26 protein-coding genes are annotated in these 25,375 nt (G+C 70.9%); 18 read left to right on the forward strand and 8 right to left on the reverse strand.

The window, feature by feature from the left end; translation table 11 throughout:
* Positions 1-9 precede the first annotated feature (9 nt).
* The 12 genes from ACGFMM_RS05280 to ACGFMM_RS05335 all read left to right on the forward strand — a co-directional run bounded on the left by ACGFMM_RS05280 (position 10) and on the right by ACGFMM_RS05335 (position 10,825).
* Positions 10-1,356 carry an MraY family glycosyltransferase gene (locus tag ACGFMM_RS05280; protein WP_393643304.1) on the forward strand — a complete coding sequence of 449 codons (1,347 nt, stop codon included), beginning with the start codon at positions 10-12 and terminating at the stop codon, positions 1,354-1,356.
* A gap of 262 nt (positions 1,357-1,618) precedes the next feature.
* A complete protein-coding gene (locus ACGFMM_RS05285) occupies positions 1,619-2,032 on the forward strand; it encodes a hypothetical protein (protein ID WP_393643305.1) in 414 nt (137 codons plus the stop codon).
* Between the two features lie 225 nt (positions 2,033-2,257).
* Positions 2,258-3,067, forward strand: coding sequence for a F0F1 ATP synthase subunit A (atpB, locus tag ACGFMM_RS05290; RefSeq protein WP_393643307.1), 810 nt, complete (start codon positions 2,258-2,260; stop codon positions 3,065-3,067).
* A gap of 92 nt (positions 3,068-3,159) precedes the next feature.
* Positions 3,160-3,417 (forward strand): ATP synthase F0 subunit C, encoded by a 258-nt coding sequence (gene atpE / locus ACGFMM_RS05295; protein WP_393643309.1) that lies wholly within the window; start codon positions 3,160-3,162, stop codon positions 3,415-3,417.
* A 42-nt stretch (positions 3,418-3,459) separates the two neighbouring features.
* The gene (locus tag ACGFMM_RS05300) at positions 3,460-4,005 is read left to right on the forward strand and encodes a F0F1 ATP synthase subunit B (RefSeq protein ID WP_393643311.1); all 546 of its coding nucleotides are present in this window, start codon (positions 3,460-3,462) and stop codon (positions 4,003-4,005) included.
* Positions 4,002-4,817, forward strand: coding sequence for a F0F1 ATP synthase subunit delta (locus ACGFMM_RS05305; RefSeq protein WP_393643313.1), 816 nt, complete (start codon positions 4,002-4,004; stop codon positions 4,815-4,817). Before ACGFMM_RS05300 ends, ACGFMM_RS05305 begins: the two co-directional genes overlap by 4 nt.
* Before the next feature lie 132 nt (positions 4,818-4,949).
* Positions 4,950-6,542: a F0F1 ATP synthase subunit alpha gene (gene atpA / locus ACGFMM_RS05310; RefSeq protein WP_393643315.1), complete on the forward strand. Its 1,593-nt coding sequence runs from the start codon at positions 4,950-4,952 to the stop codon at positions 6,540-6,542.
* A gap of 20 nt (positions 6,543-6,562) precedes the next feature.
* Positions 6,563-7,480, forward strand: a complete 918-nt coding sequence (locus ACGFMM_RS05315) for a F0F1 ATP synthase subunit gamma (RefSeq protein WP_393643317.1) — start codon at positions 6,563-6,565, stop codon at positions 7,478-7,480.
* On the forward strand, positions 7,480-8,919 hold the full coding sequence (gene atpD / locus ACGFMM_RS05320; RefSeq protein WP_393643319.1) for a F0F1 ATP synthase subunit beta: 1,440 nt from the start codon (positions 7,480-7,482) through the stop codon (positions 8,917-8,919). The genes ACGFMM_RS05315 and atpD overlap by 1 nt, the downstream gene beginning before the upstream one ends.
* A gap of 192 nt (positions 8,920-9,111) precedes the next feature.
* A complete protein-coding gene (locus ACGFMM_RS05325) occupies positions 9,112-9,486 on the forward strand; it encodes a F0F1 ATP synthase subunit epsilon (protein ID WP_393643321.1) in 375 nt (124 codons plus the stop codon).
* Positions 9,487-9,614: 128 nt separating this feature from the next.
* Positions 9,615-10,061: a DUF2550 domain-containing protein gene (locus tag ACGFMM_RS05330; RefSeq protein ID WP_393643323.1), complete on the forward strand. Its 447-nt coding sequence runs from the start codon at positions 9,615-9,617 to the stop codon at positions 10,059-10,061.
* The gene (locus ACGFMM_RS05335) at positions 10,058-10,825 is read left to right on the forward strand and encodes a 4'-phosphopantetheinyl transferase family protein (protein WP_393643325.1); all 768 of its coding nucleotides are present in this window, start codon (positions 10,058-10,060) and stop codon (positions 10,823-10,825) included. Before ACGFMM_RS05330 ends, ACGFMM_RS05335 begins: the two co-directional genes overlap by 4 nt.
* On the opposite strand, the gene ACGFMM_RS05340 is transcribed toward ACGFMM_RS05335, so the two are convergent.
* The 3 genes from ACGFMM_RS05340 to ACGFMM_RS05350 form a co-directional block, all read right to left on the reverse strand.
* Positions 10,822-12,669 (reverse strand): glycosyl hydrolase family 18 protein, encoded by a 1,848-nt coding sequence (locus tag ACGFMM_RS05340; protein ID WP_393643326.1) that lies wholly within the window; start codon positions 12,667-12,669, stop codon positions 10,822-10,824. The genes ACGFMM_RS05335 and ACGFMM_RS05340 overlap by 4 nt on opposite strands.
* A 136-nt stretch (positions 12,670-12,805) precedes the next feature.
* Entirely contained in the window at positions 12,806-13,456 is a 651-nt protein-coding gene (locus tag ACGFMM_RS05345) for a response regulator (protein WP_393643328.1), read from the reverse strand.
* On the reverse strand, positions 13,453-14,649 hold the full coding sequence (locus tag ACGFMM_RS05350; RefSeq protein WP_393643330.1) for a sensor histidine kinase: 1,197 nt from the start codon (positions 14,647-14,649) through the stop codon (positions 13,453-13,455). The genes ACGFMM_RS05345 and ACGFMM_RS05350 overlap by 4 nt, the downstream gene beginning before the upstream one ends.
* A gap of 164 nt (positions 14,650-14,813) precedes the next feature.
* On the opposite strand from ACGFMM_RS05350, the gene ACGFMM_RS05355 reads away from it, so the two are divergent.
* The gene (locus tag ACGFMM_RS05355; protein WP_393643332.1) at positions 14,814-15,449 is read left to right on the forward strand and encodes a hypothetical protein; all 636 of its coding nucleotides are present in this window, start codon (positions 14,814-14,816) and stop codon (positions 15,447-15,449) included.
* On the opposite strand, the gene ACGFMM_RS05360 is transcribed toward ACGFMM_RS05355, so the two are convergent.
* Positions 15,369-15,941 carry a cob(I)yrinic acid a,c-diamide adenosyltransferase gene (locus tag ACGFMM_RS05360; protein WP_393643333.1) on the reverse strand — a complete coding sequence of 191 codons (573 nt, stop codon included), beginning with the start codon at positions 15,939-15,941 and terminating at the stop codon, positions 15,369-15,371. The two genes, ACGFMM_RS05355 and ACGFMM_RS05360, sit on opposite strands and share 81 nt — an antisense overlap.
* Positions 15,942-16,092: 151 nt before the next feature.
* Between ACGFMM_RS05360 and ACGFMM_RS05365 the strand changes: the two genes are divergently transcribed.
* The 3 genes from ACGFMM_RS05365 to ACGFMM_RS05375 all read left to right on the forward strand — a co-directional run bounded on the left by ACGFMM_RS05365 (position 16,093) and on the right by ACGFMM_RS05375 (position 20,227).
* Positions 16,093-16,941 (forward strand): 3-hydroxyacyl-CoA dehydrogenase family protein, encoded by an 849-nt coding sequence (locus tag ACGFMM_RS05365; RefSeq protein ID WP_393643335.1) that lies wholly within the window; start codon positions 16,093-16,095, stop codon positions 16,939-16,941.
* A gap of 112 nt (positions 16,942-17,053) precedes the next feature.
* Positions 17,054-17,377 carry an STAS domain-containing protein gene (locus ACGFMM_RS05370; RefSeq protein WP_351550205.1) on the forward strand — a complete coding sequence of 108 codons (324 nt, stop codon included), beginning with the start codon at positions 17,054-17,056 and terminating at the stop codon, positions 17,375-17,377.
* 303 nt (positions 17,378-17,680) lie between these two features.
* Positions 17,681-20,227, forward strand: coding sequence for an ATP-binding protein (locus tag ACGFMM_RS05375; protein WP_393643337.1), 2,547 nt, complete (start codon positions 17,681-17,683; stop codon positions 20,225-20,227).
* A gap of 89 nt (positions 20,228-20,316) precedes the next feature.
* Here ACGFMM_RS05375 and nucS read toward each other — a convergent pair whose 3' ends face one another.
* Positions 20,317-20,988: an endonuclease NucS gene (gene nucS / locus ACGFMM_RS05380; protein ID WP_393643339.1), complete on the reverse strand. Its 672-nt coding sequence runs from the start codon at positions 20,986-20,988 to the stop codon at positions 20,317-20,319.
* Between the two features lie 218 nt (positions 20,989-21,206).
* On the opposite strand from nucS, the gene ACGFMM_RS05385 reads away from it, so the two are divergent.
* Complete coding sequence (locus tag ACGFMM_RS05385; RefSeq protein WP_393643341.1) at positions 21,207-21,599, forward strand: SCO5389 family protein; 393 nt, start codon at positions 21,207-21,209, stop codon at positions 21,597-21,599.
* Between the two features lie 138 nt (positions 21,600-21,737).
* Here ACGFMM_RS05385 and ACGFMM_RS05390 read toward each other — a convergent pair whose 3' ends face one another.
* Complete coding sequence (locus tag ACGFMM_RS05390; protein ID WP_393643343.1) at positions 21,738-22,772, reverse strand: LLM class flavin-dependent oxidoreductase; 1,035 nt, start codon at positions 22,770-22,772, stop codon at positions 21,738-21,740.
* A 195-nt stretch (positions 22,773-22,967) separates the two neighbouring features.
* On the opposite strand from ACGFMM_RS05390, the gene ACGFMM_RS05395 reads away from it, so the two are divergent.
* The gene (locus ACGFMM_RS05395; RefSeq protein ID WP_393643345.1) at positions 22,968-23,297 is read left to right on the forward strand and encodes an ATP/GTP-binding protein; all 330 of its coding nucleotides are present in this window, start codon (positions 22,968-22,970) and stop codon (positions 23,295-23,297) included.
* 37 nt (positions 23,298-23,334) lie between these two features.
* Here the strand turns inward: ACGFMM_RS05395 and ACGFMM_RS05400 are convergent, their stop codons facing one another.
* Together ACGFMM_RS05400 and ACGFMM_RS05405 are read right to left on the reverse strand one after the other, a co-directional pair.
* Entirely contained in the window at positions 23,335-24,204 is an 870-nt protein-coding gene (locus tag ACGFMM_RS05400) for an ABC transporter permease (protein WP_393643347.1), read from the reverse strand.
* Positions 24,201-25,310 carry an ABC transporter ATP-binding protein gene (locus ACGFMM_RS05405; protein WP_393643349.1) on the reverse strand — a complete coding sequence of 370 codons (1,110 nt, stop codon included), beginning with the start codon at positions 25,308-25,310 and terminating at the stop codon, positions 24,201-24,203. Before ACGFMM_RS05405 ends, ACGFMM_RS05400 begins: the two co-directional genes overlap by 4 nt.
* Between the last annotated feature and the right edge of the window lie 65 nt (positions 25,311-25,375).

Raw genomic sequence — 25,375 nt, forward strand, 5'->3', positions numbered from 1 at the left:
GCGATTCCTGTGGGGCAGCCCGTGCGTGATTACCTGCTGACGCTCTGTGTCACGGCCGCGGTGACCTATCTGCTGACCGGTCCGGTGCGTAAGTTCGCCATCGCGACCGGGGCGATGCCGGAGATCCGTGCCCGCGACGTACACCGAGAACCGACTCCGCGGCTCGGTGGCATCGCCATGTTCTTCGGCCTGTGCGCGGGCCTGCTGGTCGCCAGCCACCTGTCGAACCTGTCCAGCGTCTTCGAGCTCTCCAACGAGCCCCGCGCGCTGCTCTCCGGCGCCGCCCTGATCTGGCTGATCGGCGTCCTGGACGACAAGTTCGAGCTGGACGCCCTGATCAAGCTGGGCGCGCAGATGATCTCCGCGGGCGTCATGGTCATGCAGGGTCTGACGATCCTGTGGCTGCCGATCCCCGGCATCGGCACGGTCGCCCTCACGCAGTGGCAGGGCACCCTGCTCACCGTCGCCCTGGTGGTGCTCACCATCAACGCGGTGAACTTCGTGGACGGCCTGGACGGCCTCGCCGCCGGCATGGTCTGCATCGCCGCCGCCGCGTTCTTCCTGTACGCGTACCGGATCTGGTACGGCTACACGATCGAGGCCGCCGCCCCCGCGACGCTGTTCGCCGCCATCCTCATGGGCATGTGCCTGGGCTTTCTGCCGCACAACATGCACCCGGCGCGGATCTTCATGGGCGACTCCGGCTCGATGCTGATCGGCCTGATCCTGGCCGCCTCCGCGATCTCGATCACCGGCCAGGTCGACCCGGACGCGCTGAAGATCTTCGAGGGTTCGACCCGGCAGGCCACCCACGCGGCGCTGCCCGTCTTCATCCCGCTGGTGCTGCCGCTGACGATCATCGCGATCCCGATGGCCGACCTGGTCCTGGCGATCGTGCGCCGCACCTGGAACGGCCAGTCGCCGTTCGCCGCGGACCGCGGACACCTGCACCACCGGCTCCTGGAGATCGGCCACTCGCACAGCCGGGCCGTGCTGATCATGTACTTCTGGTCCGCGCTGATCGCCTTCGGCACGCTCGCGTACTCGGTGCACTCGACGTCCATGTGGATCGTGCTGGTCGTCGTCGCGCTCAGCTTCATCGGCCTGGTGCTGCTTCTGCTGCCCCGCTTCACGCCGCGGGCCCCGCGCTGGGCGGAGTCGTTCGTACCGCCCCGCTACCGCCGCCGCGTCCGCACCGAGGGGCCGGCGCCGGCCGCCGCCTCCGCGGAGGCGCCCGAGGAGGACGCCGAGGAGCGGGTTCCCGTGGCCGCCGGGGTCAGCGGTGTCAATGGAGCGACCGCCATCGGTCACCGTTCGCGCTTCACGGATCGGCGTAAGGCCGGAACGCCGAGTTGACGAAGGGCGCGTAAGCGCCCATTACCAGACGAAGTGCCTCACCGCCCTGCACACACGCGCGCGTTGACTCTCATGTGTGACAGTCGGCACAGGGCTGGGTAAAGACCTCATCAAATAGTTTGTGATACCGTTCACGAGACCCGGCGACAGTGCCGAAGGACCGTAGTGCGACGGTTCGTTGGCCTCCGAGACTCACCTCGGACCGGGCTTACGCTCGTCCCTGACGACACCATCGCCCCCACCAGCAAGCGGAGACACCGCCATGCCGTCCAACGACGCACGCATCCTTCTGTCGGCCGCCGTTCCGGCCGCTGTCACCGGCGCTGTCGGCACCGTTATCAGCGGACTGGTCGCCGGCGGCAAGGGAGCTATCGGCGCCGTCCTCGCGACCGTGGTCGTCCTCGCCTTCATGGGAATCGGGCTCTTGGTGCTCCAGCGGACGGCCAAGTCGCTTCCGCACCTGTTCCAGGCCATGGGTCTGCTGCTCTACACGACGCAGATCCTGCTGCTCTTCGTCGTCATGGCGCTGCTCAAGAACACCACCTGGTTCGACTTCAAGGCCTTCGCCTTCACCCTGCTCGCGGTCACCATCGTCTGGATCGCCGCGCAGGCCCGGGCCTACATGAAGGCCAAAATCCTCTACGTCGACCCCAAGAACTCGGGGCCCAAGACGTGAGGAGTAGGGCCGGGATAAAGCGTTGTTCGGCTTCCTGCTATCGTCCGGTGCCAACTGCGGCACTGCGGGCGCGGGCATCCGAGCTGACGCCTGTCCCAGCGCGAGGCTCGACGCCGAACCGCCGCCCCCTTATCCGTAAGACCAGTCCAGTGCCGACCCGCGGCTGCGCGCCGCGCCGACACAACGAGGTTGCCGTACCTATGCGCCACGCTGAAGGAGCCCGCGGTGAGTGCTGACCAGACGCTTGCCTTCGACCCGGATTGCCACATCTTCTCTGGATGTGGCTTCCCGGCGCCGGGCCTGCACACGTTCATGTACGAGCCCATCGGCACGGTGGCCGGCATCGAGATCACCAAGCCGATGCTGCTCGCCGTCCTGGGCTCCATCGTGGTGATCGGGTTCTTCTGGGCCGCGTTCAACAAGCCCAAGGTCGTCCCGGGCAAGCTGCAGATGGTCGGCGAGGCCGGCTACGACTTCGTGCGCCGCGGCATCGTCTACGACATCATCGGCAAGAAGGACGGCGAGAAGTACGTCCCCTTCATGGTGTCGCTGTTCTTCTTCGTGTGGATCATGAACCTCTGGTCCATCATCCCGCTGGCGCAGTTCCCGGTCACCTCGCTGATCGCCTTCCCGGCCGGTCTCGCGCTGATCGTGTACGTCATGTGGGTCTCGCTGACCTTCAAGAAGCACGGCTTCGTCGGCGGCTGGAAGAACATCACCGGCTACGACAAGTCGCTCGGCGCGATCCTGCCGCTGATCGTGGTGCTCGAGTTCCTCTCGAACATGCTGATCCGCCCCTTCACGCACGCGGTCCGACTGTTCGCGAACATGTTCGCCGGTCACCTGCTCATCGTGATGTTCTCGCTGGCCACGTACTACCTCCTGAACGGCATCGGCTTCGTCTACGCCGGCGCCTCGTTCGTGATGGTCATCATCATGACCGCCTTCGAGCTCTTCATCCAGGCGGTTCAGGCGTACGTCTTCGTCCTCCTGTCCTGCAGCTACATCCAGGGCGCGCTCGCCGAGCACCACTGAGCCGGCCCCGGCCCAGCAGCTCCACCCCCGAAACCAGCAGTCGTCCGGTGGCCAACCCCCACCGGGTCATTGAAAGAGAAGGAAGTAACGGCATGTCCGCTGCTCTCGAGATGGTCAACCTCGCCCAGGGCGCCAAGGAGAACGTCGTCGGCAACGTCGCGTCGATCGGCTACGGCCTCGCCGCCATCGGCCCCGGCGTCGGCGTCGGCATCATCTTCGGTAACGGCACCCAGGCCCTGGCCCGTCAGCCCGAGGCCGCCGGCCTGATCCGTACCAACCAGATCATGGGCTTCGCCTTCTGTGAGGCGCTCGCCCTCATCGGCATCGTCATGGGCTTCGTCTACCAGTAAGCCGCACTGACAGCCCGAACCTTTTTTACGGAAGGCACTGATGTGAACGCTCTGCTTCTTGCGCAGGAGGGAGAGGCCCAGCCTCCTCTCCTCCCGCATCTTGACGAGCTCGTCATCGGCCTGATCGCCTTCGTCATCGTCTTCGGCTTCCTCGCCAAGAAGCTCCTCCCGACCATCAACAAGGTTCTGGACGAGCGCCGCGAGGCCATCGAGGGCGGCATCGAGAAGGCCGAGTCGGCCCAGATCGAGGCCGAGAGCGTGCTGGCCCAGTACAAGGCCCAGCTCGCCGAGGCCCGCCACGAGGCCGCGCGTCTTCGCCAGGAGGCGACGGAGCAGGGCACCGCTCTCATCCACGAGATGAAGGCGGAAGGCCAGCGGCAGCGTGAAGAGATCATCGCGGCCGGCCACGCCCAGATCGAGGCCGACCGCAAGGCGGCGTCCGCGGCCCTGCGCCAGGACGTCGGCAAGCTCGCCACGGATCTGGCTGCCAAGCTGGTCGGCGAGTCCCTGGAGGACCACGCCCGTCAGAGCCGCACGATCGACCGGTTCCTCGACGAGCTCGAGGAGAAGGCCGAGGCCGTCCGATGAACGGAGCGAGCCGTGAAGCACTGGCCGCCGCCCGCGAGGCGCTCGACGCACTGACGGACAACACGTCCGTGAACGCGACGACGCTCGCCGACGAGCTGGCCGCCGTCACCGCGCTGCTCAACCGTGAGGTGTCGCTGCGTCGGGTCCTGACCGACCCCGCCCAGCCGGGTGAGGCCAAGGCCGCGCTCGCGCAGCGACTGCTCACCGGCCAGGTGGGCGGCGAGACCGTCGACCTGGTCTCGGGCATGGTCCGTTCCCGCTGGTCCCGGTCGCGCGACCTGGTCGACGCGACGGAGGAGCTGGCGAACGTCGCCGACCTCACCGCTGCGCAGCAGGCCGGTGACCTGGACGACGTCGAGGACGAGCTGTTCCGGTTCGGCCGGATCGTCACCTCCAGCACGGAGCTCCGCTCCGCGCTGACGGACAAGGCCGCGACCGCTGCCGCCAAGGGCGAGCTGCTGCGCAGCCTGCTCGGCGGCAAGGCGAAGCCCACCTCCGAGCGACTGATCGTGCGACTGGTGACCCAGCCGCGTGGACGTAGCCTGGAACAGGGACTCGAGTCCCTCTCCAAGCTCGCCGCAGCGCGCCGGGACCGGATGGTCGCGGTCGTCACCTCGGCGGTGCCGCTGTCCGACCAGCAGAAGCAGCGCCTCGGCGCGGTACTGGCCAAGCTGTACGGCCGCCAGATGCATCTGAACCTGGACGTGGACCCCGAGGTCCTCGGCGGGATCACGGTGCGGGTCGGCGACGAGGTCATCGACGGCACCATCGCGGAGCGCCTCGCCGAGGCGACCCGTCGACTGGCCGGCTGACGGCTGCGGTACCAACTCAACAAGCATCACCAGCGGCCCGGTTGGGCCGTGCACATTGCAGAAGATTCCTGGGGGTCGGCCCCCAGACCCCCAAGAAAACTTCGGGCCCAACAAGGAGAGCAGGGAACCCAGATGGCGGAGCTCACGATCCGGCCGGAGGAGATCCGGGACGCGCTGGACACCTTCGTCCAGTCGTACCAGCCGGACGCGGCCTCGCGCGAGGAGGTCGGCACGGTCAGCCTGGCCGGCGACGGCATCGCGAAGGTGGAGGGTCTTCCCTCCGCCATGGCGAACGAGCTGCTGAAGTTCGAGGACGGCACCCTCGGCCTCGCGCTGAACCTGGAAGAGCGCGAGATCGGTGCGATCGTCCTCGGCGAGTTCAGCGGCATCGAGGAGGGCCAGACGGTCCAGCGCACCGGCGAGGTCCTCTCGGTCGGTGTCGGCGAGGGCTACCTGGGTCGCGTCGTCGACCCGCTCGGCAACCCGATCGACGGTCTCGGCGAGATCGCGGTCGAGGGTCGCCGCGCCCTCGAGCTGCAGGCGCCGGGCGTCATGCAGCGCAAGTCGGTCCACGAGCCGATGGAGACCGGCTACAAGGCCGTCGACGCCATGACCCCGGTCGGCCGCGGCCAGCGTCAGCTGATCATCGGCGACCGCCAGACCGGCAAGACCGCCCTGGCCGTCGACACGATCATCAACCAGCGCGACAACTGGCGCTCGGGTGACGTGAACAAGCAGGTCCGCTGCATCTACGTCGCCGTGGGCCAGAAGGGCTCCACCATCGCGTCCGTGCGTGCCGCCCTCGAAGAGGCCGGCGCGCTCGAGTACACGACGATCGTCGCCGCCCCGGCGTCCGACCCGGCCGGCTTCAAGTACCTGGCGCCGTACACCGGTTCGGCCATCGGTCAGCACTGGATGTACCAGGGCAAGCACGTCCTGATCGTCTTCGACGACCTGTCGAAGCAGGCCGACGCCTACCGCGCCGTGTCGCTGCTGCTGCGCCGCCCGCCGGGCCGTGAGGCCTACCCGGGTGACGTCTTCTACCTGCACTCCCGTCTGCTCGAGCGTTGCGCGAAGCTCTCGGACGACCTGGGCGCGGGCTCGATGACCGGTCTGCCGATCGTCGAGACCAAGGCCAACGACGTCTCGGCGTTCATCCCGACCAACGTCATCTCCATCACCGACGGCCAGTGCTTCCTGGAGTCCGACCTGTTCAACGCCGGTCAGCGTCCGGCCCTGAACGTCGGTATCTCCGTCTCCCGTGTGGGTGGTTCCGCCCAGCACAAGGCGATGAAGCAGATCTCCGGCCGCCTCCGTGTGGACCTGGCCCAGTTCCGTGAGCTGGAGGCCTTCGCGGCCTTCGGTTCCGACCTGGACGCCGCGTCGAAGGCGCAGCTGGAGCGCGGTCAGCGCATGGTCGAGCTGCTCAAGCAGGCTCAGTACCAGCCGATGCCGACCGAGAACCAGGTCGTCTCCATCTGGGCCGGCACGACCGGCAAGATGGACGACGTCCCGGTCGCCGACATCCGCCGCTTCGAGGCCGAGCTGCTGGCGTACCTGCGTCAGAGCCACTCGGGCCTGATGACCTCCATCCGCGAGGGCGGCAAGATGTCGGACGACACGCTGACGGCCGTCGCCGACGCGATCGCGGAGTTCAAGAAGCAGTTCGAGACGTCTGACGGCAAGCTGCTCGGCGCGGACGCCACCGTCAACGTCTCGAAGTGACGACGGAAGGGACCTGACTCATGGGAGCGCAGCTCCGGGTCTACAAGCGTCGCATCAAATCCGTCACCGCGACGAAGAAGATCACCAAGGCGATGGAGATGATCGCCGCCTCGCGTGTCGTCAAGGCGCAGCGCAAGGTGCAGGCGTCGACTCCGTACGCGACCGAGCTCACGCGCGCGGTCACCGCGGTGGCGACGGGTGCGACCGACAAGCACGCCCTGACCACCGAGGCGGAGAACCCGACCCGTGCCGCGGTACTGCTCCTCACGAGCGACCGCGGTCTGGCCGGCGCCTTCAACTCCAACGTCATCAAGGCGGCGGAAAGGCTCATCCGTAAGCTGGAGGGCGAGGGCCGCGAGGTCGACGTGTACGTCGTCGGCCGCCGTGGTGTCGCGCACTTCAGCTTCCGTGAGCGCAAGCTGGCCGACTCGTGGTCCGGCTTCACGGACGAGCCGACGTACGCGGACGCCAAGAAGATCGGCGAACCGCTGATCCAGGCGATCGAGAAGGACACGGCGGAGGGCGGCGTGGACGAGCTCCACATCGTCTACACCGAGTTCGTCTCGATGATGACGCAGACGGCGGTCGAGGCCCGGCTGCTGCCCCTCAGCCTCGACGAGGTGGCGAAGGAGGCGGGCGAGCCGAACACGCTCCGTCCGCTGTACGACTTCGAGCCGTCGGCGGAGGACGTCCTCGACGCCCTGCTGCCGCGCTACGTCGAGAGCCGGATCTACAACGCGCTGCTTCAGTCCTCGGCCTCGAAGCACGCCGCCACGCGGCGCGCGATGAAGTCGGCGACCGACAACGCGGGTGAGCTGATCACCAGCCTCACCCGACTTGCCAACGCGGCCCGCCAGGCCGAAATCACCCAGGAAATCAGCGAGATCGTCGGTGGCACCGCAGCCCTGGCCGACGCGACCGCGGGGAGTGACAAGTAATGACGACCACTGTTGAGACGGCCGCCGCCACGGGCCGCGTCGCCCGGGTCATCGGCCCGGTCGTCGACGTGGAGTTCCCCGTCGACGCGATGCCGGAGATCTACAACGCGCTGAACGTCGAGGTGCCGGACTCCGCCGGCGAGGGCACCAAGACGCTGACCCTCGAGGTCGCGCAGCACCTCGGTGACGGCCTGGTCCGCACCATCTCGATGCAGCCCACCGACGGTCTGGTCCGCCAGGCCCCGGTGACCGACACGGGTTCGGCCATCACCGTCCCGGTCGGCGATGTCACCAAGGGCAAGGTGTTCAACACCCTGGGCGAGGTCCTCAACGAGGACCCGTCCACGGTCGCGAACGCCGAGCGCTGGGGCATCCACCGCACGGCCCCGGCCTTCGACCAGCTCGAGTCCAAGACCGAGATGTTCGAGACCGGCCTGAAGGTCGTCGACCTTCTCACCCCGTACGTCAAGGGTGGAAAGATCGGTCTGTTCGGTGGCGCCGGTGTCGGCAAGACCGTTCTGATCCAGGAAATGATCGTGCGTGTGGCGAAGCTGCACGAGGGTGTGTCGGTCTTCGCGGGCGTCGGCGAGCGTACCCGTGAGGGCAACGACCTCATGGTCGAGATGGAGGAGGCCGGCGTTCTCGACAAGACCGCGCTGGTCTTCGGCCAGATGGACGAGCCCCCGGGCACCCGTCTGCGCGTGGCCCTGGCCGGTCTGACCATGGCGGAGTACTTCCGCGATGTGCAGAAGCAGGACGTGCTGTTCTTCATCGACAACATCTTCCGCTTCACCCAGGCCGGTTCCGAGGTCTCCACGCTGCTCGGCCGCATGCCGTCCGCGGTGGGTTACCAGCCGAACCTGGCCGACGAGATGGGCCTCCTCCAGGAGCGCATCACCTCGACCCGTGGTCACTCGATCACCTCGATGCAGGCGATCTACGTCCCCGCCGACGACCTCACCGACCCGGCGCCGGCGACCACCTTCGCCCACCTCGACGCGACGACGGTTCTCTCCCGTCCGATCTCCGAGAAGGGCATCTACCCGGCCGTGGACCCGCTGGACTCCACGTCCCGGATCCTGGACCCGCGCTACATCGCGCAGGACCACTACGAGGCCGCCATGCGCGTCAAGGGGATCCTCCAGAAGTACAAGGACCTCCAGGACATCATCGCGATCCTCGGCATCGACGAGCTCAGCGAGGAGGACAAGCTCGTCGTGCACCGCGCGCGTCGTGTCGAGCGCTTCCTGTCGCAGAACACCCACGCGGCGAAGCAGTTCACCGGTGTGGACGGTTCGGACGTTCCGCTGGACGAGTCGATCGCGGCGTTCAACGCGATCTGCGACGGCGAGTTCGACCACTTCCCGGAGCAGGCCTTCTTCATGTGCGGTGGTCTCGAGGACCTGAAGAAGAACGCCAAGGAGCTCGGCGTCTCCTGAGCCCCGTGCTCATGAGGGGGCGGGTTCGCCCCGCCCCCTCACCCACGCCCCATCAGCTGTATCTCCCGGGGGACAACCCCCGGACCCCCGGCAGACCCGGGGGTGCGGGCTTCTGCGCCATGGCGCGGGACGCCCGACTAGACTTTGACCCAACACCCGGCGACCGCCGGGTGGTGACCCGAGGAGCCACCCTTGGCTGCTGAGCTGCACGTCGAGCTGGTCGCCGCGGACCGGAGTGTCTGGTCCGGCGAGGCCACCCTGGTCATCGCGCGTACCACCTCCGGCGACATCGGCGTCATGCCCGGCCACCAGCCGCTTCTGGGTGTGCTGGAGTCGGGCCCGGTGACCATCCGTACGAGTGAGGGCGCGACCGTCGTCGCCGCCGTGCACGGCGGATTCGTCTCGTTCGCCGATGACAAGCTGTCTCTGCTCGCGGAGATCGCCGAGCTGGCCGACGAGATCGACGCCCAGCGCGCCGAGCGCGCGCTGGAGCGCGCGAAGACGGAGGAGGACGCCGTCGCTGAGCGGCGCGCCGAGGTCCGACTGCGCGCGGTGGCGGTCCGCTAGCGGACCGCGCCAGAGTTGTGCCCTCAGCCGCGGTACGGCTGGAATCTTCCAGACCGTACCGCGGCTGAGGCGATGCAGATGCAGATGACGGTGTTCGCTTACGGGACGTTGCGAGGAGGTCGGTGGAGATGTTCCTCGCTCTGCTGTTGAGCGGCCTGGTCGTCGCTCTGGTGGTGATCGGGCTCTTCGTGTTCGGTCTGCGCCGGCGGCTGATCCAGCGGTCCGGCGGCACCTTCGACTGCTCGCTGCGCTGGAACGTCCCCGACGAGCCGGATCTGACCGGCAAGGGCTGGGTGTACGGCGTCGCCCGCTACAGCGGCGACCGCATCGCCTGGTTCCGCGTCTTCTCGTACGCGCCCAGGCCACGCCGTGTCCTGGAGCGATCCTCGATCGAGGTGCTGGCCCGCCGGATGCCGGAGGGCGAGGAGGAGCTGGCGCTGCTGTCCGACGCCGTCGTGCTCGGCTGCCTCCATCAGGGGACCCGCCTGGAGCTGGCGATGAGCGAGGACGCGCTGACCGGTTTCCTGGCCTGGCTGGAGGCGGCTCCGCCGGGGCAGAGGGTCAACGTCGCGTGACGCTTCCCCCGGAAGAAGTCGTACGGCCCGGTGAGTGCCATGTGTGGACCGCCCGGGCCGTTTCCGTGCGCGCGTCCGCCGCGCCGGCCCTGCTGAAGCTGCTGGACGCGGGGGAGCGGGCCCGGTACGAGGCCTTCCTGCGCGACGAGCCGCGCGGACTGTATCTGACCGCGCACGCCCTGCTGCGCGAGCTGGTCGGCGCCCAGCTGGGCCTCGATCCGACGGAGCCGACCTTCGCCGCCGTCTGCCGGACGTGTACCTCCGGCGGGCACGGCAAGCCGGTGCTGCCGGACTCCCCGTTGCACCTGTCGCTGTCCCACGCAGGCGACCGGGTGGCCGCGGCGCTCACGTACGCCGGTCCGGTCGGCGTGGACGTCGAGGAGACCGGCCGGGTCGGCGATCCGCCGCTGACCGTGCTGTCGGCCGAGGAGCGGGCCGCGTACGACCGGCTGCCGCAGGGGGAGCGGGCCAGGGGCTTCACCCGGTACTGGACCCGCAAGGAAGCGGTGCTCAAGGCGACCGGGGACGGACTGAGCGTCGACCCGGCGACGCTCACGGTGAGCGCCCCCGACGCGCCCGCCGCCCTGCTGTCCTGGGCGGGACGCGCACAGCCGCACCCGCCGGTGCGGCTGTACGACGTCGACGTGCCGGACGACTGCCTGGCGTCCGTGGCGGTGCTCGGCGACGACTGCCGGGTCGTGCGGCACGAGGTGGCCTACGACGGGGACGGCGTGCTGCGCCGCCCCCGCCGCGCCGGGGACTAGTTCAGCCCCGAGCTGATCGCGCTCACCAGCTCGCCGTTGCCGGTGTCGCCGCTGAACTCCCAGAAGAACGCGCCGCCCAGGCCCTGGTTCTTCGCCCAGCCCATCTTGGACGTGACCGTGGCCGGGGTGTCGTAGCTCCACCAGTTGCTGCCGCACTTGGCGTAGGCGGTGCCGGCGACGGTGCCGGTGGCCGGGCAGCTGTTCCTGAGGACCTTGTAGTCCTCGATGCCCTGCTCGTACGTGCCGGCCGCCGGTCCGGTCGCCGTGCCGCCGGGCGCGGCCTGGGTGACGCCGGTCCAGCCGCGGCCGTAGAAGCCGATGCCGAGCAGCAGCTTGTTCGCCGGGACGCCCTTCGCCTTGAACTTGGCGATCGCCTCGGCGGAGTTGAAGCCCGCCTGCGGGATGCCGGGGTACGAGGTGAGCGGGGAGTGCGGGGCCGTCGGGCCCTGCGCCGCCCAGGCGCCGAAGAAGTCGTACGTCATCACGTTGAACCAGTTCATGTACGGCGCGGCGCCCGCGTAGTCGGCAGCGTCGATCTTTCCGCCGGACGAGGCGTCGGCCGTGACGGCCGCGGTGACCAGGGCGCTGCCGCCGAACTTGGCGCGCATCGCCGACATCATGTTCTTGAACGCCGCCGGGCCGCTGGTGTCGCAGCTCAGACCGCAGGCGTTCGGGTACTCCCAGTCCAGGTCGATGCCGTCGAAGACGTCGGCCCAGCGCGGGTCCTCCACCAGGTCGTAGCAGGACTGCGCGAAGGCCGCCGGGTTCTGCACGGCCTGGCCGAAGCCGCCGGACCAGGTCCAGCCGCCGAAGGACCAGAGGATCTTGATGTGCGGGTAGGCCTTCTTCAGCTTGCGCAGCTGGTTGAAGTTGCCGCGCAGCGGCTGGTCCCAGGTGTCGGCGACGCCGTCGACGGACTGGTCGGCGGTGTAGGCCTTGTCGTAGTCGGCGTACGAGTCGCCGATGGTGCAGCGGCCGCCCTGGACGTTGCCGAAGGCGTAGTTGATGTGCGTGATCTTGGCCGCGGAGCCCGAGGTGACCAGGTTCTTCACGTGGTAATTGCGGCCGTAGACGCCCCAGTTGGTGAAGTAGCCCAGCTTCACCGTGTTGCCGGGCGGCGGCGGGTCGTCGCCGCCGGTGGTGCGGACGGAGGCGGCGCCGCTGGCCGGGCCGGTCTGGTCGATGGTGTCGCGGGCGACGACCGTGTAGCTGTAGTCGGTGCCGGCGGTCAGTCCGGTGTTGGTGTACGTCAGGCCGGTGACCGTGGCGATCTTGGTGCCGCCGCGCAGTACGTCGTAGTTCTTGATGCCGTTGTCGTCGGTGGCGGCGGTCCAGGTCAGCTTGACCGAGGTGTTGGTGATGTCGGAGGCCACGGGCGTGCCGGGGGCGGACGGCGGGTTGTCGCCGGGCTGCGAACCGCCGTCGCAGGAGCCGCCGTTGACCTTGCAGCCGGAGGGCGCGCCGGAGCCGGCGCCGTTGAAGCCGAAGGAGATGGAGGCGCCGGGGGCGAGGGTGCCGTTCCAGCCGACGTTCTTGGCGGTCCAGTGGTTGCCGGAGCTGGTGACGGTGGCGTCCCAGGCGGAGGTGACGGAGGTGCCGGAGGGGTAGTCCCACTCGACGGTCCAGGAGGAGAGCGTGGTGGTGCCGGTGTTCTTCACCGTCCACTTGCCCTCGAAGCCGGAGCCCCAGTCCTGGACCTTGGTGTAGGTGGCGGTGGCGGAGGTGGCGGCCTCCGCGGGGGAGGCGAGGCCGACCATCGCGGCCAGGGGCAGGATCAGGGCGGTCAGACCGGCGGCGGCCCGGTGTCTGAGACCTGTTCTGCGCGTCGGTGCTTGAGTGCTCAACGGTGCTCCTCAAGTTCGCGGAACGGACAGGGGTGGGGGTGGTCCGTAGTACTTGCGCGCGCCGAGAGCGTAGGAAGGTCTGGACCAATCGTCAAGAGGTCCAGACCAAGGATGGAGGGGGAGGTTCAGTAATCCGTCAGACGCCCAACTCCTGGGCCAGCACCGCCGCTTGGACCCTGCTGCGCAGTTCCAGCTTCCCCAGAACCTTGCTGACGTGCGTCTTCACCGTCGCCTCCGCCATCCCCAGCCGCCCCGCGATCTGCGCGTTCGACAACCCCTGCCCCAGACACGACAGCACCTCCCGCTCCCGCCGCGTCAGCACGTCGAGCACCGACGGATCCGGCGCGTCCGGCGCGCGTACGGGCGTGGGCGCGGCGAACTCCGCGATCAGCCGGCGGGTCACCGCGGGCGCGATCAGCCCCTCGCCGCCGGCCACCGTGCGCACCGCCTCGATCAGGTCGCGCGCCTCGGTGTTCTTCAGCAGGAAGCCCGACGCGCCGGCACGCAGCGCCCCGAAGACGTACTCGTCCAGGTCGAAGGTGGTCAGCACCAGCACATCGGCCAGCGCCTCCGCGACCACGTGCCGGGTGGCCGTCACGCCGTCCATCCGCGGCATCTGCACGTCCATGAGGACCAGATCCGGCCGTAGTTCGCGGGCCAGCGCCACCGCCTGCTCGCCGTCCGCCGCCTCCCCGACCACCTCGATGTCCGGCGCGCTGCCCAGGATCAGCACCAGCCCCGCCCGTACCGCGCTCTGGTCCTCGGCGACCAGCACCCGGATCGTCATCCGTCCGACGTCCTCTCCTTCGCGGGCAGTTCCGCCCGCACCTGCCAGATCTTCCGACCGTCGGCCGTGGTGACCGGCCCGGCCTCGAACTCCCCGCCCAGCAGCGCGACGCGCTCCCGCATCCCCACGAGCCCCGCACCGGAGCCCGGCGCGCGCGGCCCCGGCCGGTCCCCGAACGGGCTGGTGACCAGCACCCGCAAGGTCTGCTCGTCCCGCGCCAGGGTCACCGCGACCGGCCCGGCCGGTGCGTGCTTGAGCGCGTTCGTCAGCGACTCCTGCACGATCCGGTACGCGGCCAGCTCCACCGGCGCGGGCAGCGCGGGGCCGTCGGCGTCCCGCACGTCGTCCAGGGTGAACGTCAGCCCGCTGGACTCCCCGTTCGTCCTGGCCTGCGCGAGCAGCGCGTCCAGGCCCGCCAGGGTCGGCGCGGCGGCAGGCTCGGCATCGCCGCTGCTGTCGCGCAGCAGCCCGATCAGCCGGCGCATCTCCGCCAGGCCCTCGACGCTGTTCTCCCGGATGACCGTCAGCGCCTGCCGGGTGGTCGCCGCGTCGTCCAGGGAGAGCGCGGCGGTGGAGTGGATGGCGATCGCGGAGAGATGGTTGGCGACCATGTCGTGCAGTTCCCGGGCCATCCGCGCCCGCTCGGCGACCACCGCCTGGCTGCGGTCCATCTCGGCGAGCAGCGCGGTCTGCTCGGCGCGCAGCCGGGCCGCCTCGGCGGCCTGCCGGTGGTTGCGCACGACCGCGCCGGTGAGGGCCGGCAGGAAGCAGACGATGCCGCTGGCCACGCCGATCAGCAGGGCGACGGCGTTCTGCCACCACACCAGGAAGCCGATGGTGATGCCGACCGTGATCAGCCCGGTCGAGTACGGGATGCGGCGGGCCGAGGCGGGCGGCCCGTACACCACGGCGGCGTAGACCACGTCCGTGAACATCAGGATGGTCGCGACGCTGCCGTGGGTGAACTCGTTCGCCACGACGGCGAGGGTGCCGACGGCCAGCGCGGTGCGCGGCAAAGTGCGGCGCACCGTCTCCGTCGCGGTCATCACCAGGAGCGGGACCAGAACCGCCCAGCGCCCCTCGACCAGTGCGTCGTTCTTCATGACGATGCCGAAGCCCCACAGCAGCAGCCCGCAGGCGAGGCCGCAGGCGGCGATGAGCAGGTCGACGCGGTGGGGGCGGGGGAGTCTCACATGCCCATCCAACACGCTCCGCCCGGCCCTGACGTCGCCGTACGGGGCGATCCCCGGCGCGCCGCGACTCCGTCGAAGGATGTAGGCGCAGTTCGTCACGTGCGACGACGAATCCGGCCCGACGGCACGGAACGCTGAGAAGGAACCGGGAAAGGAGTTCCGCCGTGATCGTCTGGCTGATCGTGATCTGCGAGGTCGGGTTCTGGGTGCTGCTGGCCGCCGGGCTGGCGACCCGCTACCTGCTGAAGTTGCCGCGCCTGGGCATGGCCCTGCTGCTGTGCGAGCCGCTGCTGGAGGTCCTGCTGCTCGTCGTGACGGCGATCGACCTCAAGAACGGAGCCGCGCCGGACTGGAAGCACGGACTGGCCGCGCTGTACATCGGCTACACCGTGGGCCACGGCCACCGCACCGTGACGTGGCTCGACGGCCACGCCGCACACCGCCTCGCCGGCGGCCCGCCGCCGCCGAAGGCACCGCCGTACGGCATGGCCCGCGCCCGCCACGAGGGCCGGATCTGGCTCGGCACGCTGATCGGCGGCGCGGTCGCCACCGTCCTGCTGCTGGCCGCCATGTGGTACGTGGGCGACGACGGCGACACGTCTTCGCTGAAGAGCTGGATGTACGGCGCCTGGCGCGCCGTCGGCATCCACGGCCTGATCGCCCTCAGCTACACCCTCTGGCCCAAGAAGGCCCCGGAGCCGGAGCAGCAGGACCAGCCCTCAGCGCTCCCCGCCCGGGACCCACAGGACGTCGCCGACCTCCCGGTTGGCCGTCCTGGCCAGGATGAAGAGAAGGTCTGAGAGGCGGTTCAGGTAGGTGGCGGTCAGGGTGTTCATGGTCTCCCCGTGCACCTCGACCGCCGCCCACGTGGACCGCTCCGCGCGGCGGACCACCGTGCACGCCTGGTGCAGCAGCGCCGCGCCGGGCGTGCCGCCGGGCAGGATGAAGGAGCGCAGCTTGTCCAGGCGCTCCAGGAAGCGGTCGCAGTCCGCCTCCAGCTTGTCCACGTAGCTCTGCTCCACCCGCAGCGGCGGGTACTTCGGGTCCTCCACCACCGGCGTCGACAGATCCGCGCCCACGTCGAACAGGTCGTTCTGCACACGCGTGAGGACCTTCACGACCTCCTCGTCGAGCCCCCCGAGCGCGATGGCCGTGCCGATGACGGCGTTGGCCTCGTTGGCGTCCGCGTAGGCGGCGATCCGCAGATCGGTCTTCGCGGTGCGGCTCATGTCCCCCAGGGCGGTGGTGCCCTGGTCGCCGGTGCGGGTGTAGATGCGCGTCAGATTGACCATGGCCCCAGCGTAGATACCTCCCACGGGGTGTCGTCAGTGTGACGTCCGTCAAACCGGGCGTGACGCGTATTACTTCCGGGTCACACGAAGCCCCCAGGCCGCTAATCTCCGCCGGAGAGTCATCGGTGAACAGTCGTTAAGGGGAGAACACGTGGCCAGGAAGCTCGCCGTCATCGGCGCCGGACTCATGGGGTCCGGAATCGCGCAGGTCTCCGCCCAGGCGGGCTGGGACGTCGTGCTGCGCGACGTCACCGACGCGGCTCTCACCCGGGGCACCGACGGCATCAAGGCGTCGTACGACAAGTTCGTCGCCAAGGGGAAGCTGGACGCGGAGGCCGCCGAGGCCGCCCTCGCCCGGATCACCCCGACCACCGATCTCGACGCGGTCGCCGACGCCGATGTCGTCGTCGAGGCGGTCTTCGAGAAGCTCGAGGTCAAGCACGAGATCTTCCGCTCCCTCGACAAGATCGCCAAGGACGGCGCGGTCCTCGCCTCCAACACCTCCGCCATCCCGATCACCAAGATCGCCGCGGTGACGGAGCGCCCGGAGTCCGTCGTGGGCGTGCACTTCTTCTCGCCGGTCCCGATGATGCAGCTCGTCGAGCTGGTCCGCGGCCACAAGACCAGCGACGAAGCCCTCGCCGGCGCGCGGGAGTTCGCCGAGTCCGTCGGCAAGACCTGCATCGTCGTCAACCGCGACGTGGCCGGCTTCGTGACCACCCGCCTGATCTCCGCGCTGGTCGTCGAGGCCGCCAAGCTGTACGAATCCGGCGTGGCGACCGCCGAGGACATCGACCTCGCCTGCAAGCTGGGCTTCGGTCACGCCATGGGCCCGCTGGCCACCGCCGACCTCACCGGCGTCGACATCCTCGTCAACGCCACGAGCAACATCTACACCGAGTCCCAGGACGAGAAGTTCGCCCCGCCGGAGCTGATGCGCCGGATGGTGGACGCGGGTGACATCGGCCGCAAGAGCGGGCAGGGCTTCTACACGTACTGACCCGCCATCACCCCCACGGGTGAATTCGGTCTCGGTTCGCTTACAAGGCGCAACGCTTCTGCCGGTCCGGCAGTCAGTTGTTGCATAGACGAAGCACTCTCGGGGAGCGCATATGCACATCAGGGGCGACCATGCCGAGCTGGTCGTCGGGGGCCGCCTCGACGTCCGCAGCGCGGCGGACGCCCGTACGGTCCTCCACTCGGCCGTCGACGACGGAGCCGGCGACCTGGTCCTCGACCTGACCGGTCTCGACTCCTGGGACGCCACCGGGCTCGGGGTCATCATGGGCGCGCACCGTCGGGCCGGCCGCTGCGGCCGCCGGCTCGTGCTGCGGGGCGTCCCGCCCCAGATGCAGCGGCTGCTCGTGGCCACCCGGCTGCACCGCATCCTCGCCATCGAGGGCGGGCTGGCCGCGGAGTCGCTGCCGCGCGTCTGAAGCGATCCGTACCGGGCGACAGGTTCGAAGCGACCCGTCCCGGGCGCCAGGTCCGAGGCGACGCCCGTGCGGCCCGCGTGTGAAGCACCTGTGTGAAACAGGCGACCCGCTCAATCATCACGAGACCGTGACGTCACGGGCGGGGTGGCACCCCGCCCGTGACGGAAGGCGGTCCGTCGGTCTAGGGTTCGGTCGCCCGCCGATTGACAGACCCACCAGGCGGGCACCGGACCCGAAGCGTCAGCGAGCGTGCAGAGCGGCCGGGAGGGGCACGGCGCGCAGGCTCTTTTTGGGGGCATCACCATGGACCCGATACACCGGGGACCGGACGACTACGACAAGGACGGCGACCGCGTGGGCGCGGGCAGCGCCCGGCGGAGCCAGCGGGACCCGCTGACGTCCGAGTTCGGCCAGTCCGCGCCCCCCGTCGCCCGCACCGCCAAGCTCGTCGTCGGCGACCTGCTGCTCACCGTCAACCCGGTCGACGGCAGCGAGATCGAGGCCTGCCCGCCCGGAGACCGGCCGCAGCCGCCGCGCCGCCGCACCCCCGAGGAGCGCGCCGACCGGGCCCGCGCCACCGCCCCGCCCGTGCCGCCCGGCCCCGCCGTACCCCGCCCCCCGCTCCTGGAACGCCAGGAGGAGCGCGAGCGGCTCGTCCAGCTGCTCTCCCGGGGCCGCAGCGCCCGCGTCACCGGACCGGCCGGCTCCGGCCGCAGCCGGCTCCTCGACGAGGTCGCCGCCGACTGCGCGACCCTTGCCCCCGACGGCGTCGTCCGCCTCTCGGGCCACCACCGCACCGCCACCGAGCTGCTGTACGACCTGCTCGGCACGGTCATGCACCTGCCCGCGCACCGCCCCGACCGCGCCGCCCTGACCGACCTCGTCCGCGAGATCGGCGCGATCGTCGTCGTCGACGACCTCGAACTCGGCGGCGCCGCCCTCGACGAGCTGCTCGCCGCCACCCCCGAGTGCGCCTACCTGCTCGCCGCCGCGCCCGACGTCGCCGCGCCGTCCGCCGACGCCCACGTCGAGGAGGTCGCCCTCGCCGGCCTCGGCCGCGCCGCCGCCGTGGAGCTCCTGGAGGCGGCCGTCGGCCGCACCCTCAGCGACGACGAGGCCAACTGGGCCGGCGACCTCTGGTTCGAGTCCGAGGGGCTGCCGCTGCGCTTCGTACAGGCCGGGGCGCTGCTGCGGCAGCGCGACAAGCTGCGCGCCGGGCCCGAGCAGAACGAGGCCTTCGACGAGTTCGACGCCTTCGGCGCGCTCGACGAGGCCTTCGGCGGCCCCGGCCGGCCCGCCGAGGACGGCACCCGGGTCCGCGTCTCCGGCATACCCGGGGCGGCCGACCGCTCCGACGTCCCGCTGCCCACCATCGGCGAGGGCGCCGCGCCGGCCGCCCTGCTCGCCTCCCGGCTCGGCCGGTCCGCCCAGGACACCCTGCGGTTCGCCGTCGCCCTCGGCGGCGAGGTCCCGCACCCCGCGCACCTGCCCGCCCTCGTCGGCGACACCCACGCCGACGCCGCGCTCGGCGAGCTCACCGGCTGCGGACTGCTCAGCCCCGTCGGCGCCCGCTACCGCCTCGCCCCCGGCGTCCTCACCCAGCTCGTCGCCTCCGGCTACGCCGAGGACACCGTCGGCCACGCGCACACCGTCGCCCAGCACTACGCCTGGTGGTCCGGCCACCCCTCCGTCACCCCCGAACGCGCCGCCGCCGAGTCGGACGCGCTGATCTGCGCGCTGGTCGCGCTGCAGCCCAGCCAGGAGGCCGGGCACGTCAGCGCCGCCGTCCTGCTCGCGCGCAGCGCCGCGCCGGTGTTCGCCTCCGGGCTGCACTGGGGGGCCTGGGAGCGCGCCCTGCGGGCCGGCCAGGAGGCCGCCCGGCGGGCCGGGGAGGTCGCCGAGGAGGCCTACTTCCACCACGAGCTGGGCGTGCTCGCGCTGTGCGCGGGCAACCTGGAGCGGGCCCGCGCCGAGCTGGAGGCCTCCATCGCACTGCGCGGCGCGCTCGCCGACAAGCGCGGCACCGTCGCCGGGCGCCGGGCGCTGGCCCTGGTCGCGGACCGCGGCGGCAGCCCGCTGGACCTGCCCGGCGACCTGCACGAGGAGCCGGCCGCGCCGGCCGTCGACACGACGGCGGCCCTGGTGAAGGAACGCGCGCCGTTCCCGACCGTCCAGCACTTCCCCGACTTCCCCGACGACGGGCCGACGGTGGCCCTGGCCGGCACCGCCGCGTCCGAACCGGCCTCCGGCCCCGGCCGCCGCGGCCTGCTCGGCGCCCGCCGCAACCTGATCGCCGCGGGCGCGGGCGCGCTGCTCGTCGCCGTACTGGGGACCGTGGTCACCCTCGGCGCGACCTCCGGCGACGAGGACCCCGGCTCGAACCGGGTCACCTCCGACCAGACCACCGGCGACGACGGCTACGACGACGGCTACGACACCGAGACGCCCGCCGAGGGCGAGACCGACGCCCCCGACGGCACCCCGGATCCCTCCGGCGAGGCCACTCCGGGCGAGAGCGGTTCCCCCACCGGCTCCGACGACACCGACCCGACGGACTCCACGACGTCCGGCGGCACCTCCACCAGGCCTCCGTCCGGTACGGGCGGCACGAGCACGAAGCCGACCAGCCCGACGAAGCCGGGGACGACCAAGCCGACGCCCACGGACCCGACGGATCCGGATCCGACCGACCCGGACCCCACGAACCCCGATCCGACCGACCCGGACCCGACGAACCCGGACCCCACGAACCCGGATCCGACGAACCCGGACCCCACGAATCCGGACCCGACGAACCCGGACCCGACCGACCCCACCGGCGGTGCCGCGGGCAGCCCCACCGGCCTCTGACGCCGCCCCGCGCACGACGGAACGCACGACGGCCCCCGCCCGGCTCTCGCCGGACAGGGGCCGTCACACGTCGGAAGCGCTCGAAGCGCTCAGAACAGCCGCAGCTTGTCGTCCTCGATGCCGCGCAGGGCGTCGTAGTCCAGGACCACGCAGTCGATGCCGCGGTCCGTCGCGAGGACCCGGGCCTGGGGCTTGATCTCCTGCGCGGCGAAGACACCCTTCACCGGCGCGAGGTGCGGGTCGCGGTTCAGCAGCTCCAGGTAGCGGGTCAGCTGCTCGACGCCGTCGATCTCGCCGCGCCGCTTGATCTCCACCGCGACCGTCGCGCCGTCGGCGTCCCGGCACAGGATGTCCACCGGGCCGATCGCGGTCGGGTACTCGCGGCGGATCAGCGTGTAGCCCTCGCCCAGCGTCTCGATGCGGTCGGCGAGCAGCTCCTGCAGGTGTGCTTCCACGCCGTCCTTGATGAGGCCGGGGTCGACGCCGAGTTCGTGGGAGGAGTCGTGCATGATCTCCTCCATCGTGATGATCAGTTTCTCGCCCGCTTTGTTCACCACGGTCCAGACGCCTTCTTCGCCGTCGACACCCTCCTTGAGGGTGCACGGCGGGGACATCCAGTTGAGCGGTTTGTACGCGCGGTCGTCCGCGTGGATGGAGACGCTGCCGTCCGCCTTCACCAGGATCAGGCGGGGTGCGGAGGGCAGATGGGCGGTGAGCCGGCCCGCGTAGTCCACGGAACAACGGGCAATGACGAGACGCATGGTGCGCAACGCTACAACGCCGTCGCTCCTCGGCGCGATTCGCGCCTAAACTCCCGTTCGTTATTGGCCGGTTGTGTTCCCAATCTCCTGGTGCGGTCCGGACTGCACGCTTACCGTGTTAGCAGGAGGTCGTCGTCCGTGCACGCTGCGTTGTGGACGGTCGTCCTCCGATCCCTGCCCGGAAGACCCCGCGACACGGGGTCGCGAGAGGAGAACACATGTCGCTCGACGTCTCACCGGCGCTGTTGGAACAGGCCGAGCGAGGCGAGGTCGACGAAGCCGACTTCGTCGACTGCGTCCGGACCTCCCTGCCGTACGCGTGGGAGATGATCAGCTCCCTGGTGGCCCAGCTGAAGGTGGACGGCGGAGAGTTCGCCGACAACCAGACGCCGCCGCCGGACGAGCAGGCGCGCGGCCAGCTGCTGCGCGCGCTGGCGAGCGACGCGATCCGTGGTGCGCTGCAGCGGCACTTCGGCGTGCGTCTCGCCTTCCAGAACTGCCACCGTGTGGCGGTCTTCCCGCTGGCCGCCTCGGTGGACGAGCGGCTGGCCCGCTTCACCTCCGTCCGCGGACAGCTGCTCAACCAGTCGCCCGAACTGCGCGACTGCTGATGGCCCGCGACCGCTGATGTCTTGTGCCGCCGCTTCCGCAGCGGAGGAGGTCCCTGACGGGGGAGATCCTTCCGGTGCGGGAGCGGCGGCCGTCGGCCGCCGGCGCCCGCCGCCGCCCCTGTCGGCCGGCGGACCGCCTCAGCTCAGCAGGGGCAGGACCTCCGCGCCCATCCTCCGGACGTTCTCCTCCGTGGCCGCGAGGTCGCCCGTGCCCTCCGCGAGCAGGGCGAAGCGGGTGATCCCGGTGCGCTCGGCGGTGGCCGCCAGCCGGTCGGCGGCGAGCCGCGGGGTGCCCACCGGGTGCAGTCCGCACAGCAGCTCCGTGTACGCCACCGGGTCCCGCATCGAGCGGAACCGGCCATCCACCGTCACATGCGCGTCGAGCCCCTGCTTCAGCCAGCCGGGCATCGCCTTGACCAGCGCCTCCGCCGCGTCCGCGGTGCGGTCGGCGAGCTGCATCACGCCCGCCGAGACATGGCCGCGCCCGATCCGCTCGATCTCCTCGGCGCTCCGGCCGGCCTCCCGCGCGCACCGCCGCCAGGCGGCGACCATCTCCGCCTTCTCCTCGTCCCCGCAGTGCATCCCGAGCAGCATCGGCAGCCCGCGCTCCGCGGCCAGCCGCACACTGTTCTGCGAGGTGCAGGCGACCACGACCTCCGGGCCCTCCTCGCCGCCGACCAGCTCGTCCGCCCGCGGCACCACCGCGACCTCGCGGAACGCGTACCGCTCGCCGTCCGCCCCGACCCGCGGCTCGCCCAGCCAGCGCAGCAGCAGGTCCAGCGACTCCGGGAAGCCCTGGTCGTACGCCTCGAGACCGGCGCCGAAGACCTCCAGGTCCACCCACGGCCCGCCCCGGCCCACGCCAAGGGTGAACCGCCCGCCGGAGGTGAGATGCAGCAGCGCCGCCTGCTCGCCGAGCGCCACCGGATGGGCCGTCGGCAGCACGCTCACCGCCGTGCCGACCCGGATCCGGCGCGTGCGCCCCAGCATCAGCGCGGCCAGCGTGACCGCGGACGGGCACACGCCGTACGGCACGAAGTGGTGCTCCGCCAGCCAGACCGAGTCGAGCCCGGACTCCTCCACGAGTTCGGCCGTCCGCACCGCCCGGTGCAGTGCCTCCCCCGGCCCCTGGCCGGGGAACTGGGCGGCCAGGACAAACGTACCCACGCGCATCGCTTCTGCCTCCTTGCGGCCGACGCGGTACTCCCCCTCTACGCATCAACGTCTGACACGTGCCAAAGGCAACGGGCGGGCGGCAAGTTGTTGCGATTTTCCGGTAACACCGCCGTCCGGGTGGGCCGGAGCGGCGCACGGCGGCCCGTACGCTGGAGGGAACCGTCCGCCGTCCCCGGCCCTGTGAGGTGTCCCGTGTCCCCGCGTCGCAACCGCTCCCGAGGCGGCGATAACCCGGCGGCCCCGCAGGACGAGCCGGGGGACCGCTACGGCGGCGCGCAGCGCACCGAGACGTGGCAGGGCGAGGAGTGGTACGTGCGGCTCGTGGCCGGCGCGAGCTCCCCGGGCAAGCGCTACCGCTGCCCCGGCTGCGACCAGGAGATCCCGGCGGGCGCGCCGCACGTGGTGGCCTGGCCGGAGTACGGGGGAGTGGACGACCGGCGGCACTGGCACAAGGCGTGCTGGAACGCGAAGGACCGCCGCACCTCACGGGTGCAGCGGTCCCGTAACGCACCGCGCCACTGAGCCCTTCGCCGGAGCGACGTCAGCGACGTCGACGGCGTCAGACGTCCTGTGCGCGCATCGCCGCGTACGCGGCGCCGAGGGCGAGGCCGGTGACGCCGAACAGGATCAGCACCGGCTCCCAGCCGGACGGCCCGCCGGCGCCGAACGGCGGGACGTCGGCGTACAGCGCGATCATCTGCGAGGGCACGGCGTACATGAACAGCGCCTCCTGAAGGCCCCTCAGGGACTCCGTGAACATGAACAGCCCCGCCACCAGCGGCAGCAGCAGCACCCCGATCATGATCGTGATCGCGCCGGCCGAGTGCCGGATGATCGCGCCGACCGCCAGCGAGAGCAGCCCGAGCAGGGCGACGTAGAGCCCGACCCCGACGGAGGCGCGCAGCCACGCTCCGGCGCTCGGCACGGGCCCGCCCACCATCGCGTACTGGGCGAGGGCGACCAGCGTCGCGGTCACGGTGGTGATGGCGAAGACCAGCAGGAAGAAGACGATCGACTTGGCGGCCAGCACCCGGCCGCGGCTGGGGCAGGCGGTCAGCGTGGTGCGGATCATGCCGGTGCCGTACTCGGAGGCGATGGTCAGCACGCCGAGGGTGATCACGCAGATCGATCCCGGCAGGATGCCGAAGAAGCCCAGCCCGAGGGCGGGGTCGCTCTCGGAGCCCACACCGCTGGCCGCGACCAGAACGGCGACGCCGAGGCCGATCGAGACCATCAGCAGCACCAGCACGCCGAGCGTCCACAGGGTGGAGCGCACGGAGCGGATCTTGGTCCACTCCGAGGCGAGCGCGTCGCCGAGATGGGCCCGGCGGACCGGGATGGGGGAGACGTACGCGTCGGGGGCGTACGCGTCGGGCGCGTACGAGCCGGGGGCGTGCGAGCTGGCCTGCTGCGCCGGGGGAGTGGTCATCGGGCGTCCTCGGGCCGCTCGGCCGGCTGCTGCCGGTCCTGGTGGGTCGGGGTCTCGGTCGGGTACGGCTGCGCTCCGGGCGGCGGCGGGGCGTACCAGCCCTCCACCGGCACGTCGGGGACCACCGGGTCCGGCGCGGCGGTGTGGCCGTACGCCGGCTGCGGCGGCTGGAGCCCGGCGAGCTGGTCCTCGGTGGAGCGGTAGTCGACGGCGCTCTGCGTCAGCCGCATGTACGCCTCCTCCAGTGACGCCTGGTGCGGCGACAGCTCCCACAGCCGTACGTCCGCCTCGTGCGCGAGGTCGCTGATCCGGGGCAGCGGCAGCCCGGTCACCCGCAGCGCGCCGTCCCGCTCGGAGAGCACCCGGCCGCCCGCCTCGGCGAGCGCGGCGGCCAGCTTCTCGCGCTGCTCCGGGGCGTCCTGCGGGGTGCGGACGCGGGCGAAGTCGGCGGAGTTGGCGGCGATGAACTCCGGCACGCTCATGTCGGCGAGCAGCCGGCCGCGGCCGATCACGATCAGATGGTCGGCGGTCAGCGCCATCTCGCTCATGAGGTGACTGGACACGAACACCGTCCGCCCCTCGGCGGCCAGCTTCTTCATCAGGTTCCGCACCCAGAGGATGCCCTCCGGGTCGAGCCCGTTGACCGGCTCGTCGAAGAGCAGCACCTGCGGGTCGCCGAGCAGCGCGGCCGCGATGCCGAGCCGCTGGCCCATGCCCAGCGAGTAGCCCTTGGACCGCTGCCGCGCCACGTCCTGCAGGCCGACGACGCCGAGCACCTCGTCGACCCGCTGCGGCGGGATCCCGGCCAGCTGGGCCAGCGACAGCAGGTGGTTCCGCGCGCTGCGCCCGCCGTGCACGGCCTTGGCGTCGAGCAGCGCCCCGACCTGCCGGGGCGCGTTGGGCAGCTCCCGGTAGGGGTGGCCGCCGATGGTGACCCGCCCGGCGGTGGGCGCGTCGAGCCCGAGGATCATGCGCATGGTCGTCGACTTGCCGGAGCCGTTGGGCCCCAGGAAGCCGGTGACGGCGCCGGGCCGTACCTGGAAGGACAGGTCGTCCACGGCGGTCTTGGCGCCGTAGCGCTTGGTCAGGCCGACTGCCTCGATCATTCTCCAGCCCCATCGACAGCTCAGGTCGGTGTCGGGGCAGTGGCCCTCGGCCCAAGGCCCCCGTA

The organism is Streptomyces sp. NPDC048604 (assembly GCF_043199435.1).
Classification (GTDB): domain Bacteria; phylum Actinomycetota; class Actinomycetes; order Streptomycetales; family Streptomycetaceae; genus Streptomyces.